Annotated in this window: 12 protein-coding genes; 8 read left to right on the top strand and 4 right to left on the bottom strand. The window is 56.9% G+C overall.

All coding sequences use genetic code 11. The annotated features are described in order from the left end of the window. Window positions 1-100 precede the first annotated feature (100 nt). Window positions 101-1,360, bottom strand: coding sequence for a D-amino acid dehydrogenase (locus L991_RS13770; protein ID WP_047396583.1), 1,260 nt, complete (start codon window positions 1,358-1,360; stop codon window positions 101-103). Window positions 1,361-1,590: 230 nt separating this feature from the next. Here L991_RS13770 and L991_RS16660 point away from each other — a divergent pair, with 230 nt between their 5' ends. The 7 genes from L991_RS16660 (at window position 1,591) to L991_RS13735 (ending at window position 10,139) form a co-directional block, all read left to right on the top strand. Next, window positions 1,591-3,444 (top strand): ATP-binding protein, encoded by a 1,854-nt coding sequence (locus L991_RS16660; RefSeq protein WP_051259096.1) that lies wholly within the window; start codon window positions 1,591-1,593, stop codon window positions 3,442-3,444. A gap of 94 nt (window positions 3,445-3,538) precedes the next feature. Beyond that, complete coding sequence (recA, locus tag L991_RS13760) at window positions 3,539-4,585, top strand: recombinase RecA (protein ID WP_028450780.1); 1,047 nt, start codon at window positions 3,539-3,541, stop codon at window positions 4,583-4,585. 94 nt (window positions 4,586-4,679) lie between these two features. Then, entirely contained in the window at window positions 4,680-5,177 is a 498-nt protein-coding gene (gene recX, locus L991_RS13755; RefSeq protein WP_047396746.1) for a recombination regulator RecX, read from the top strand. A gap of 298 nt (window positions 5,178-5,475) precedes the next feature. Further along, window positions 5,476-8,094, top strand: a complete 2,619-nt coding sequence (gene alaS, locus L991_RS13750) for an alanine--tRNA ligase (RefSeq protein ID WP_047396581.1) — start codon at window positions 5,476-5,478, stop codon at window positions 8,092-8,094. Window positions 8,095-8,201: 107 nt separating this feature from the next. Beyond that, the gene (locus tag L991_RS13745; RefSeq protein WP_047396579.1) at window positions 8,202-8,432 is read left to right on the top strand and encodes a DUF1653 domain-containing protein; all 231 of its coding nucleotides are present in this window, start codon (window positions 8,202-8,204) and stop codon (window positions 8,430-8,432) included. Window positions 8,433-8,483: 51 nt separating this feature from the next. Beyond that, a complete protein-coding gene (locus L991_RS13740) occupies window positions 8,484-9,395 on the top strand; it encodes a DUF808 domain-containing protein (protein ID WP_047396576.1) in 912 nt (303 codons plus the stop codon). Window positions 9,396-9,539: 144 nt separating this feature from the next. Then, window positions 9,540-10,139 (top strand): metal-dependent hydrolase, encoded by a 600-nt coding sequence (locus tag L991_RS13735; RefSeq protein ID WP_052190902.1) that lies wholly within the window; start codon window positions 9,540-9,542, stop codon window positions 10,137-10,139. A gap of 22 nt (window positions 10,140-10,161) precedes the next feature. Here L991_RS13735 and L991_RS13730 read toward each other — a convergent pair whose 3' ends face one another. After that, complete coding sequence (locus tag L991_RS13730) at window positions 10,162-11,193, bottom strand: GTPase (protein ID WP_047396573.1); 1,032 nt, start codon at window positions 11,191-11,193, stop codon at window positions 10,162-10,164. Window positions 11,194-11,406: 213 nt separating this feature from the next. Here L991_RS13730 and L991_RS17880 point away from each other — a divergent pair, with 213 nt between their 5' ends. Next, the gene (locus L991_RS17880) at window positions 11,407-11,538 is read left to right on the top strand and encodes a hypothetical protein (RefSeq protein ID WP_255350792.1); all 132 of its coding nucleotides are present in this window, start codon (window positions 11,407-11,409) and stop codon (window positions 11,536-11,538) included. A gap of 38 nt (window positions 11,539-11,576) precedes the next feature. Here the strand turns inward: L991_RS17880 and L991_RS13725 are convergent, their stop codons facing one another. Continuing rightward, complete coding sequence (locus tag L991_RS13725) at window positions 11,577-12,344, bottom strand: nuclease-related domain-containing protein (RefSeq protein ID WP_047396571.1); 768 nt, start codon at window positions 12,342-12,344, stop codon at window positions 11,577-11,579. 135 nt (window positions 12,345-12,479) lie between these two features. Next, the coding region (locus L991_RS17825; protein ID WP_231550561.1) for a hypothetical protein at window positions 12,480-12,725 on the bottom strand (246 nt) is incomplete at its 5' end.

The following is a 12,725-nucleotide window of genomic DNA, read 5'->3' as shown; positions in this document are numbered from 1 at the left end:
GGCGAGTGCCCGCACCGAATCAAAGGGGTATTGCCCGCCAAGCTTTTTATTACAAGCCTTGGTGAGCAATACCCCTTTTGTCATTTCGAGTTCGCCCCGATTAAATCCCCCGCAGGAAGGGATAATCCACCTCAGGCACCCGCCCGGCGATCAGATCGCTAATCGCCTTGGCCGAGCCGCAACATTCCGTCCAGCCCAGCGTGCCGTGGCCGGTATTGAGCCACAAACTTGGATAACGGGTTTGGCCGATATAGGGCAGATTGCCCGGCGTCGCCGGCCGCAAACCCGTCCAGAATTCAGCGCGCGCGTAATCCATGCCCTCAGGGAAAATCTGGCTGGTTCGCTCAATCAGCGCCTTACAGCGGATCGGATTAAGCTCCAGATTGTAGCCATTAAATTCGGCCGTACCGGCCACACGCAAATGATCGCCCAGCCTTGAGAACACCAGCTTGTAGCCATCATCGGTCAGGCTCACAGTCGGCGCCTGGCTCGGGTCAAGTACCGGGATCGTCGCCGAATAGCCCTTGGCAGGGTAAATATCCAGCGTAATCCCCAGCGGCGCCAAATGCAGCGGGCTGTAGCTGCCGAGACAAACCACGATTTGATCCGCATTCAGCCGCTCTACGCCCTGCTCGGCGCTGCGCACCCGTACGGTTTGCACATCGTCGCCGATTTTCTCTAGCGCCTCGATGGCGCAGTCGTAGCGAAACTCCACGCCCAGCTCGCTACAGCGCACCGCCAGCTCATTGGTAAACAGCCGCGCATCGCCCGATTCATCGCTTGGCGTATAGGTGCCGCCGACAATCGGATGCCGCGACTTGGCCAGCGCTGGCTCAATTGCCAAACACTCGGCGGCAGTTTTCACTTGCCGATCTAGCCCTACTTCGCGCATCAGTGCCGCCGCCGGAATCGCTGCCGCGTATTCGGCCGGATCGGTGTAGTAATGCAAAATCCCTTCGGTGCGCTGTTTGTATTCCACCCCGGTTTGCGCCCGCAGACCTTGCAAGGTATCGCGGCTATACAGGCCCAAACGGACGAGATTTTGCAGATTGAATTTGGCTTTTTCGCGCGTGCACTGCTGCAAAAAACGCAGACCCCAGCGCCATTGATTCCAATCCAGCTTGAGGCGGAACAACAGCGGCGCGTCTTCCTCGCCCAGCCATTGCAAGGTTTTCCACGGCGCTTTCGGATTAGCCCATGGCTCGGCGTGACACACCGAGATTTGCCCGCCATTGGCATAGCTGGTTTCGCGCGCGGGCTCTTGCGCCCGCTCGATCACGGTGACCTGATGGCCATCCCGCGCCAGAAACCAGGCGGTGGTCACCCCGATGACCCCGGCACCCAAAACAATCACTTTCATGGCGAGCCCCTGTTATGGTTTGTTTGCCCGCTATTATGCCGTGCGCGTGCAGTGATCCCCAGCGGATTTTCGGCGCAAGCTGCTACAAATCAAATCCCATGCGGGCAAGGCCCCAGATGGCGCGGTTGTGCAGATCAAGTTTGCGCCAGAACAAGACATGGTCTGAATAAATAAACTCGATTAGACTGCAAGGTATCTGTGTTAAGACCGTATGAATCGAGCATTCCGGCATGAATCTGTCTCTGCGTCCGGCGGTTATTCTGGCAATTTTGCTTGGGTTGTTGCTGCCCGCAACGCTCAATGGCTACCTGAGCATCCGCACCGAACTGCAACAAGCCGAAAACTATATGCAGCAAGACCACGAGCGGCTGGTGGACATTCTGGTGCTGGGCATGCAGGAGCCGCTGTGGAATCTGGCCCCCGAATCGGGCAAACCGCTACTCGAATCGGTGATGAGCGATCAGCGCGTGGTGCGCATCGTGGTGAACGATGCCTCGCTGGGGATTTTTCTAAGTAGTGACAAACCCGAGCGCCGCAAAGGCCAGCTCTCGTCACTCTCGCATCTGGTGAGCAAGCAAGGCAATGTGATCGGCAATGTCACGCTGGAGCTGGATGACGGCCTTGCGACCGAAAATATCCGCAATAAGCTACGCCAGTATCTGGTGGCGGTGGTGCTACAGGTGGTGTTTAGCCTGGGCCTGATTCTCTTTTTGCTTAATTCCCGCGTCTTGCGCCCCCTGCAGCGCTTAACCAAACAGGCCGGCCAGCTGGCCAGCCATCAGCTTGATCAGCCGTTTTTATGGCAGCGCGAAGATGAAATCGGCCAGCTGGGTAGCGCGCTGGAACGCAACCGCCTGGCACTGAAAGACATGATTGGCGCCCTCGAGCAAAAAAACCTGCAGCTCGAAGCTGACTTGATGAGCCGCCGGCAGATCGAATCCGCCCTGCGGGTGAGTGAAGATCGCATGCGCCGGCTGGTGGAATCCACCCGCCTGATCCCTTGGGATGCGCGCCCGGAAGAATGGCGCTTTACCTATGTGGGCCCGCAGGCCGAGCAATTACTGGGCTATCCGCTGTCCGAATGGTATAGCGAAGGCTTTTTAACCAGCTATCTGCACCCGGATGACCGGCATTTTGCCTATCCATTGTTTGCCGATGTACATGAGCCGGGGCAGATTTATGAATTTGAATGTCGGCTGCTGGCCGCCAGCGGCAAAGAAGTCTGGGTACAAATCAGCGCCAGCTGCGATCTCGACCCCAACGGCCTGCCGCATTTGCAGGGTTTTCTGTTTGATATTTCCAGCCGCCGCGCCAATGAAATTCAGCTGGAAAACTATCGCAATCACCTCGAAGAAGTGGTGGAAGAGCGCAGCCGCGAGCTCGCCACCACCAAGCATGAGCTGGAAATTCTGATCAATATTCTCACGCAGGATTTACGCACTCCGCTGCGCACGGTGGAAGGCTTTAATCAGGTCTTGCTGGAAGACTACCAAGATCAGCTCGATAACAATGCGCGCAATTATCTGCAGCGGATACGCAGCAGCATCAGCAGCATGAGCAGCCGGATTGATGATTTGCTGATGCTGCAGCAATTCCTCGCCACCGAAATTCGCCCGCAGGAAATCAACCTGAGCTTAATGGCGCAAGACATCATGGATGAAATCACCATGCTGCAGCCAGATCGGGCCAAAGACATCAATATCAGCGAGGCGCTGAGCGCCGAAGCCGATCCCAAACTGATCCGCATCGCGCTCTACAATCTGCTGGAAAACGCATGGAAATTCTCCCAGCACTGCGATGTCATTAAAATCACCTTCAGCCAGACCTTGGTCAATGGCCAGCGGGTGTTTTATGTGGCCGATGAAGGCGTCGGCTTTAATATGGCGCAGGCCAAGCAGCTCTTTACCCCGTTCTACCGCCTGCACTCGCAAAGTCAATACAGCGGCAACGGTATTGGCCTCACCGCCACCCAGCGGATTATCAGCCGCCATGGCGGGCGCATCTGGGCCAAATCCACCCCGAACGAAGGCACGATTTTCTACTTCACCTTGCCAAGTAGCCCCGAGATCTCGCTCAATTTCTAATTTGCTGCACGCAACAATTTTGCGCCAGCTATTGCAATACAGAACGATTGTTCTATAATCACTCCATCCAAACCCAATCGCGCAGGACATGACCATGGACGACAACAAAAGCAAGGCCCTCGCCGCCGCCCTAGCCCAAATCGAACGCCAGTTTGGTAAAGGCGCCATCATGAAAATGGGCGACAACCAGATTGAAAACGACTTGCAAGTCGTCTCTACCGGCTCGCTGGGCCTGGATCTGGCGCTGGGTGTGGGTGGTTTGCCACGTGGCCGGATTGTTGAAATCTTCGGGCCAGAGTCTTCCGGTAAAACCACGCTGTGTCTGCATGTGGTGGCCGAAATTCAAAAACTGGGCGGTGTGGCTGCCTATATCGACGCAGAAAACGCGCTCGACCCAGTCTATGCCCAAAAACTGGGCGTAAACGTATCAGAAATGCTGATTTCCCAACCTGACACCGGTGAGCAAGCGCTGGAAATCGCTGACATGCTGGTGCGCTCAGGCGGGGTAGACATCATCGTGGTGGACTCTGTTGCCGCGTTGACGCCCAAAGCCGAGATCGAAGGCGAGATGGGTGATGTGCACGTGGGCCTGCAGGCACGTCTGATGAGCCAGGCGCTGCGTAAACTCACCGGTAACATCAAACGCACCAACACCCTGGTGATCTTTATTAACCAGTTGCGCATGAAGATCGGCGCAATGATGCCAGGGCAAAGCCCAGAAACCACCACCGGTGGTAATGCGCTGAAATTCTACGCTTCTGTACGGTTGGATATCCGCCGGATTGGTGCAGTGAAAAAAGGCGAAGACATCATCGGTAACCAAACCAAAGTCAAAATCGCCAAAAACAAAGTTTCACCGCCATTCCGCGTGGTCACCTTTGACATCATGTATGGCGAAGGCATTTCCCGCGAAGGCGAGATCATCGAGCAAGGTGTGGCCAACAAGATCATCGATAAATCTGGTGCTTGGTACAGCTACAACGGCAATAAGATTGGTCAAGGCCTGGAAAACGCCCGCCAATTCCTGAAAGACAACCCCGAGCTGGCCGAAGAAATCGTGAATAAAGTCCGCGAGAAAATTGGCGGCGCACCGCTGCCGATCGAAATGGGCGGCGATCTGGATGGTGATCTGGGCGAATAAGCCCACCCCACAGCCCCCGCCCTGCGGGGGCTTTTTCTTGGCCCTGCCAAACCAGCACACGCCTCACTTAATCCACTCACCAGCCTCTACCCAGATGAAACCACCGCTCAGTCTGCGCAATAAGGCGCTGCAATTTTTAAGCAAACGCGAATACTCGCGCGCCGAGCTAGCCGGCAAGCTACGCCTACAGCTCGACCCCGAGCAGCTAGAAGCCCAACAGGCCGAGCTGCAGCAGATTTTGGATGATTTCGAGCAACGAGGCTGGCTCTCGGATGAGCGCTTTGCAGAGCAATGGACACATTTTCGCAGCCAGCGCTATGGTCCCGGGCGGCTTAAGCAAGAATTACGGCAAAAAGGCGTGGCCAGCGAGCTGATTGAGCAGAGTCTGGAGCAAGTAGCTGATCAGGAAGAAGCCACCGCGCGCCGCCTGTGGCAGAAAAAATTTGGCCAGCCGCCGCAAGACGCCAAAGAGCGCGCCAAGCAACTGCGCTTTTTAGCCAGCCGTGGCTTTAGCACCGGTGTGATTTACAAAGTGGTACAGGGTGGCGGCATGGATGAGGACGACATGGACTTCGCACCCGATTTTGATTGATACCCAGCCAAGTATAAGCTTAAGATCAATAATTCAATTAAGCTACAGCCATATACCCCAACCTAAATCATCAGGCAGCACCCTACTTGCGCAATAGCGCAGCCTAAAGCCCGCTCAATCTCGCAGCGCAAGCACGGTGCCCGCACCCCGCGGGCTGGTGCAAAGCCCCAACAGCAACGCCACCGCTGCCATCAGCGCCAAAGACCAGCACAGTCTGGGCTGTTACCCTACCCGCCCGCCGCGCTTTGCTTTAAAATCGATGGTCTTGAATTTAAACCGTGCCCGTGTGTAACGTCTTATGAAATCTTCCCAGATTCGCCAGAAGTTCCTGGACTTTTTTGCCAGCAAGAGCCATCAGGTGGTGGCTTCCTCATCGCTGATTCCGGCCAATGATCCGACCATCCTGTTTACCAACGCCGGGATGAACCAGTTCAAGGATGTGTTTCTGGGCTTTGATAAGCGCCCATACACCCGCGCCACCAGCAGCCAGAAATGCGTGCGCGCCGGCGGTAAGCACAATGACCTGGAAAACGTCGGCTACACCGCGCGTCACCACACTTTCTTTGAAATGCTGGGTAATTTCTCGTTTGGCGATTACTTCAAACGCGAAGCCATTTTGTATGCCTGGGAATTTCTGACTTCGCCCGAGTGGCTGGCCATTCCAAAAGAAAAGCTGATGGTCACCGTCTACGCCACGGACGACGAAGCGTATGACATCTGGCACAAAGAAGTCGGCGTACCGGCGGAAAAGATCGTCCGCATCGGCGACAATAAAGGCGCGCCGTACGCGTCGGATAACTTCTGGCAGATGGGCGATACCGGCCCATGTGGCCCATGTACCGAAATTTTCTACGATCACGGCCCACAACACTGGGGTGGCCCTCCAGGATCGCCGGAAGAAGACGGTGACCGCTATATCGAAATCTGGAATAACGTATTTATGCAGTTCAACCGCGACGAAGCGGGCGTGCTGCATCCACTGCCCAAACCATCGGTTGACACCGGTATGGGGCTGGAACGGATTTCGGCCGTGATGCAAGGCGTGCATGCCAACTACGAAATCGATTTGTTCCAGCACTTGCTGGCTGCGGCGCAACGCGAAACCGGCGCCACGGATGCAGATTCTCCTTCGCTGAAAGTGATTGCCGACCATATTCGTTCGTGTGCTTTCCTGATCGCCGATGGCGCGCTACCAAGTAATGACGGCCGTGGCTATGTATTGCGCCGGATCATCCGTCGCGCCATCCGCCACGGTTACAAACTGGGCCAGAAAGGCTATTTCTTCCATAAACTGGTGGCCCCACTGGCCGAGATTATGGGTGACGCCTACCCTGAGCTGCGCCAGCGTAAAGAGCACATCATTGATGCACTTAAGACCGAAGAAGAAATCTTCGGCCGCACACTGGAAAACGGCATGACCCTGCTCGACACGGTACTGGCCGGCGGCAAGCAAGTGCTCGATGGCGATGTAGCATTCAAGCTGTCTGATACCTATGGTTTCCCGATCGATCTGACGGCTGACGTGTGCCGCGAGCGCAATGTCACTGTTGATATCGCGGGCTTTGAAGCCGCGCTTGAAGCGCAGCGCAAGCAATCTAAAGCCGCGGGCCAATTCAAAATGGCCGCTGGTTTGGCTTACGAAGGCGAGGCGTCGTGCTTCCACGGCTACACCGAAGCAAGCCGCGCGGCCAAAGTGGTGGCGCTGTACAAAGGCAATGAGCCGGTAGACAGCCTTGCCGATGGCGATGAAGGCGTGATCGTGCTGGATCACACGCCGTTCTACGCCGAATCTGGTGGTCAGGCCGGTGATACCGGTGTGATCGCTGGCGCGGGCGTGTTTAACGTCACCGACACCCAGAAAATCAAAGCCGATGTATTTGGCCATCAGGGCGTGCTGATCAGCGGTAGCCTGAAAGTGGGCGATGCGGTCACGGCCAGCATCGACATTGCCAAGCGCCAAGCCAGCCAGCGTAACCACAGCGCCACGCACTTGCTGCATGCCGCTTTGCGCGAAGTGCTGGGCAGCCACGTGGAGCAAAAAGGCTCGCTGGTTACTCACGAGCGCACCCGTTTTGACTTCTCGCACCCCAAAGCGCTGACCGCCGAAGAGCTGAGCAAAGTCGAAAGCCTGGTGAATCACGTGATCATGGCCAATGAAGAAGCCGTGGCCAAGCTGATGAGCTACGACGATGCGATCAAATCCGGCGCGATGGCGCTGTTTGGCGAAAAATACGGCGATGAAGTGCGCGTATTGAAAATGGGCGACTTCTCGACCGAGCTGTGTGGCGGTACGCACGTTGGCCGCACTGGCGATATCGGCCTCTTCAAGATCGTATCGGAAGGTGGCGTGGCCGCAGGCGTACGCCGCGTTGAAGCCATTACCGGCGTTGCGGCGCTGGCCGCAGTGCAAGCGCAAGATGCCGAGCTTAAAGCCGCCGCCAGCCTGACTGGCGCCCAAGGTGGCGAGCTGATCAGCAAGCTGGAAAAACTGCAAGCCGAACTCAAAGCCGCGCAAAAAGAAGTGACGGCGCTGAAAGGCCAGATGGCCTTCACGCAGCTTGATCAGCTGATTGGCGTGGGCATGCGCACCATCGGTGGCGTGAAATGCATCGGCAGCGTGGTGGAAGGCGTAGAAGCCGGCATGCTGCGCGAGATGAGCGACAAGCTGATGGATCGCCTGCAAAGCGGTATCGCGCTGCTGGCCTGCGTGAACGAAGGGAAAGTGAGCCTGATCGCGCGCGTTTCCAAAGATCTGACTGGCCAAGTGAAAGCGGGCGAGCTGGTGAATGTGGCCGCGCAAGTGGTCGGTGGTAAAGGTGGTGGCCGCCCAGACATGGCTCAAGCTGGTGGCCCGGACACCGACAAAGTCGGCGACGCGCTGCAAGCCGCTGCCAGCTGGCTGGAAGGCAAGCTGTAAACGCAGTACACAGCACATGGCCACCTGCGGGTGGCCATTTTTTTGCCCTAGATTTATAGGGTATGGCCCCACAAGCCAATCCCATCGTAATTTAGCGAGACATACCTATGAGCGACATCCCAAAACCCGACTTCACCCCCGGCCTTTACCGGCATTACAAAGGCAATCTGTATCGCGCGCTCGACATCGCCCGTCATTCCGAAACCGATGAATGGCTGGTGATCTATCAGCCGCAGTATGGCGAGCGGGGCTGGTGGGCGCGCCCGCTGGCGATGTTTCTGGAAGACGTCACCATTGATGGCCAAGCCCAGCCGCGATTTGCCAAAGTGGACGAGTAACGGCACACTGCCAAGCTTAATAAAAATTAATCTGCACGGAGAGGAAACATCATGGCTGGAGCCAGTTTACTGACGCTGTTGGACGATATCGCCACCATTTTGGATGACGTCGCCGTCATGACCAAAGTAGCCGCCAAGAAAACCGCTGGGGTCCTGGGCGACGATCTGGCGCTCAATGCCGAGCAAGTCAACGGTGTGCGTGCCGAGCGCGAATTGCCAGTGGTCTGGGCGGTGGCCGTGGGTTCGCTGAAAAACAAAATCATTCTGGTACCGGCTGCGCTATTGATCAGCGCCTTGGCGCCGTGGGCGGTGATTCCGCTCCTGATGATCGGCGGGCTGTATCTGTGTTTTGAAGGCGTCGAAAAGCTCGCGCATAAATTCCTGCCGCATGATGAAGCCGCAGACAGCGCCGAGCACGATAGCCATCTGCAAGCCCTGGCCGATGGCAGCATTGACCTAGCCGCGCTGGAAAAAGAAAAAATCAAAGGCGCGATCCGCACCGATTTTGTACTTTCGGCCGAGATTATTGTGATTGCGCTGGGCACGGTGGCGGGCCAACCGATGAGCACCCAATTTGCCGTACTGGCCGGCATTGGCGTGATTATGACCGTGGGGGTGTATGGGCTGGTGGCCGGGATTGTGAAGCTGGATGACATCGGCTTTTGGCTGCAAAAACAAGATCGCCCCGTGGCGCAGCTATTGGGCAGCGGCTTTGTCGCCACGGCGCCCAAGCTGATGAAGCTGTTGACCATCGTCGGCACCGCCGCGATGTTCCTCGTGGGGGGCGGGATTTTAGTGCACGGTATTCCGCAGCTGCATCACGGGCTGGAACATCTGGCCGCCGAAAGTGGCAATGTGCTTGGCGCCGTAGTGCCCAGTATTGGCAATCTGCTAGTGGGTGTGATTGCCGGTGCGGTAGCGCTGGTAGTCGTCACCCTGGTGGGTAAACTGCGCGGCCGCTAAAGCTCGCGCAGCACCAACATAACGAAACCGCCGGCTTAGGCGGTTTTTTTATGGCGTATTGGCTGCGTTTGAGCTGACAAACGGTCAAAAATCAGCTACCCTCGCTGCCCCGCCGCCGCCGTTTAGATTTAGCGCCCCGCCATCATGATCGCCAAAACCCATATTGCCTTTGCTTCGCTGCTAATGGTTGGCTGCAGTGTGGGAATTTTAGGGCGCATGCCGCATATTTATGAAGTGGCTATCGCCGGCGCGGCTGGGCTATTGCCCGATCTGGATCACCCCAAATCCACACTGGGGCGGATTGTGCCGTATATCTCGATACCGCTGGCCAAGTTGTTTGGCCACCGTGGCATTACCCATTCGCTATTGATGGTGGGGCTGGTGATCTGGTTTTTGCTCACGCACCCAGGTGAGCGCGAATGGCCGGTATTGCCGCTGGTGATTGGCTATTTGTCGCATATTCTGGGCGATTTGCTCACGCCCTCGGGCGTACCGCTGCTGTGGCCGGTGCGCAAGAAATTCAGCCTTAATCTCTTTAAAGCCAATGGCCCGATGGAAAACCTGATATTCCTCGCCTGCTGGGCGGGCGTGCTGTATTTCATCTGGGTGGCCATGCACCGCCCCGGTGAAACCTGGCTGCGCCCGCTGCGCGAAAGCCTATGGCAGTGGGGGCAAGCGCAGGTGATCTACAGCAGCGGCCGACTGGCCGAATGGGTAGTCACCCTGGTGCGCGCCCTCGCCTAGCCGCACAGATTACCAGCCTGCCTCACACCCCGGTTTTTACCAGCTTCATCACCGTGGCCGCATCCAGCTGGCGCGCTTGTTGCTGAATCTGCGGTAAATACTGCGCCTGCAGCTGTCTGGCCGGCCCCAGCAGCTGGTTAAAGGTGTCTTTGAGCACCGCCATCTGCATTTGCCGCCCGCCAGCGTAATAGCGCTTGGCAAGCTGCCCCAGCGCGTAAGTGGTGGCAAACGACATCGCCACGCCCGTGGCCGCACCACCGATTTTGCCGGCGGTTTTGCCCACGTATTTACCCAGCAGCCCGCCCAGCAATTTGCGGCCAAATTGCTCGACATATTGCGAGGTGAGCCCCACACCAGCCGCGGCCAGAAACTCGCGCACATGGCCCTGATCTAGCTCGACGCCATAGGCATTGCCCACGCTGTGCACTAGCTTGAGCTGCAGCGGCACAATCGCCATGGTGGCCCAGGATTGCGGCAAGAGCTCCAGCGCCCCGCATACAATCGCAAAGCGCAGCACGCTTTGATCCAGCTGCTGTGCCGCCGCCTCGGGCAATACAATCAGGCCGGTCGGATCTGGGCGTGTTGCTGGGCTAATCCCTGCGGCCGGGTTGAGCGTTGCCGCAGCAGTCGCTGCCCCCATTCCGGCGCCCATCGCCGCCGCCGGCACAGCGGCTGGGGCGCTATCGTAGCCGAACCAGGCATTGGCTTCCGCCTCGATCTGGCTGGCCTCGTGTTTGAGCTGCAGCGCCTCGCGCAATTGCAGTAAAAAATCCGCCTCCGCCGCCGTTTGCCGCCCATCGGCATCCACCACACACACCGCCATTTCATAGGCCAATTGCCGCAGCGGCCCCAGCGGCAAGGCGGCTACGGCATCGCTGAGGGTATAGCGCGCCAGCAAAACATCTTGATACAGCCGCGGCAAATCGACGCCCTGCGTGCCCAGATTAGCCGCAATACCCTTAATCGCATCACGCTCGCGATGATCTTTATCACCATCGCAAAACGCGGCCAGCAAAGTAATCGCCAGAATGGCTTGTTGTTCGGTGGCTGTCATCGCAAAGTTCCGCCCAAAATAAATGCGACCAGCGCAGGGGCTGAGGGTTCCCAATTTGCTAAACGGCTGAGACTTCACTCGGCCGCCGCATAGCCACTGACCAAAGAGTCAGCCAGATTTTTACGCATTTTATATTCCGCCCGCCGCAGAATTGACACTATTTTAAGCCCCAGCCCCGTAGGCTATAGCGACTATCTTGTGCGCGGAGCTCGTATGAACGACATTCAACTCTTACTCGCCCTGCTGGCAGCCGTGATCTTTTTTCCCTTGCTGATCTTACCGATCAGCGCGGTGGTGGGTTGGCTGCAGCACAGCAAAACAGCGCGCAAGCGCTATGTGCAGTGATGCGAAGTGGCAGTGTGCTCGGCGGCTATGCCCCCAGCTCAACCTACAGACTGTGTGAAGCGACAGCGCGGATATTGGCTACAACCCCAAAACCGCTGGCCAGCCTGTTTGCCAGTTTTACCGGTACGAACCACTAGGGCAGAGCCGCACTTCGGGCAGAGTCGTTCTGCTGTTATATCGGCACGTTGCTGCAAATGACGCACATGTGCCGCATTGGTCGCCATGCTGGGTTTGAGACGACCGGACTGGATGGCGCCCACCGCTGCCTCAACCTGTTGCACGCTCAAGATGACCTCACGAAAAGACTTGATGTACCGCACATAACCGCCGGCGTAAGTCACATTTGGCGGCATGTCTGTTTTAAACGTACTCCCCCCAACAAACACGATCACTGATTTGAACTTTTCAGCGGGCAGATTTAATGCCGCCTCCAGCGCTTTGACATGCTTATAGTTTTGCAGCAATGGATTTTGAAACTGATTGGAATGGCGATAGAGTTTCTGCGTCCAACTTGCCTGCTCTGGCTTGCCAAAAATCCACCCGCTATAGTTTTTGGTTTCCACGACAAAAATGCCGTACTGGGAAACAAAAATATGATCAATCTGGGTCGTACCATCCAGAGTTGGGAGCGTAACATTGTGAATCGCCTGATAGCTTTCGCGATCTAGTAGCCATCGAGCAGACCAACGCACCATCTGTTCCCCCATCCAGCCCTTGAATGTCGCCGAACGAAAGAAGCCCGCCACAATTGCGAATGGCACCAACCACAGCAAAGTTGTGCTCAGCTGCTGTATTAAAGGATTCATCCTGTTCTCCCATCAATATTGTGTAAGCAATATATCAGCTCAGGGAGTGGCTCGCAGGCGAGCTAATTATCGCGTCGCTTTTGCGCCGCAAAACTCGCTGCACGCTAGCGTCGCAGCTCAAAAGGCGATCCGTGCTCACACCAGCAGGGGTATATGCACCAAACCAAAGTACAGCAATACCTTCAGCACAATACTGCCGCCAGTATTTACCGCGCTGGTGAAGCTGGGGCGGGTTCTCCCCTTCAGCGCCGCCGAGCGAGGAACAAGCGGGGCGGTGTTTCGGCGAGCACTGTTCGAAGGCCGCAGGCCAAGTTGCGCAGCCGCCAATCCAAGTTGAATGCGATCTTGCAGGTGATGCTTAGCCTGCTGGCGCAGGCGGTG

Origin of the sequence: Chitinibacter sp. ZOR0017, from assembly GCF_000799095.1 — a bacterium.
GTDB lineage: Bacteria > Pseudomonadota > Gammaproteobacteria > Burkholderiales > Chitinibacteraceae > Chitinibacter > Chitinibacter tainanensis.
Note: the sequence above shows the minus strand (reverse complement) of the source record. Positions and strands in the feature narration are given on the sequence as shown.

Coding starts and splice junctions, on each gene's coding strand:
- L991_RS17880 (WP_255350792.1), top strand. CDS start 11,407: ATGAACGACATTCAACTCTTACTCGCCCTGCTGGCAGCCGTGATCTTT.
- L991_RS13735 (WP_052190902.1), top strand. CDS start 9,540: ATGATCGCCAAAACCCATATTGCCTTTGCTTCGCTGCTAATGGTTGGC.
- alaS (WP_047396581.1), top strand. CDS start 5,476: ATGAAATCTTCCCAGATTCGCCAGAAGTTCCTGGACTTTTTTGCCAGC.
- L991_RS13725 (WP_047396571.1), bottom strand. CDS start 12,344: ATGAATCCTTTAATACAGCAGCTGAGCACAACTTTGCTGTGGTTGGTG.
- L991_RS13745 (WP_047396579.1), top strand. CDS start 8,202: ATGAGCGACATCCCAAAACCCGACTTCACCCCCGGCCTTTACCGGCAT.
- L991_RS16660 (WP_051259096.1), top strand. CDS start 1,591: ATGAATCTGTCTCTGCGTCCGGCGGTTATTCTGGCAATTTTGCTTGGG.
- L991_RS13730 (WP_047396573.1), bottom strand. CDS start 11,193: ATGACAGCCACCGAACAACAAGCCATTCTGGCGATTACTTTGCTGGCC.
- L991_RS13770 (WP_047396583.1), bottom strand. CDS start 1,360: ATGAAAGTGATTGTTTTGGGTGCCGGGGTCATCGGGGTGACCACCGCC.
- recX (WP_047396746.1), top strand. CDS start 4,680: ATGAAACCACCGCTCAGTCTGCGCAATAAGGCGCTGCAATTTTTAAGC.
- recA (WP_028450780.1), top strand. CDS start 3,539: ATGGACGACAACAAAAGCAAGGCCCTCGCCGCCGCCCTAGCCCAAATC.
- L991_RS13740 (WP_047396576.1), top strand. CDS start 8,484: ATGGCTGGAGCCAGTTTACTGACGCTGTTGGACGATATCGCCACCATT.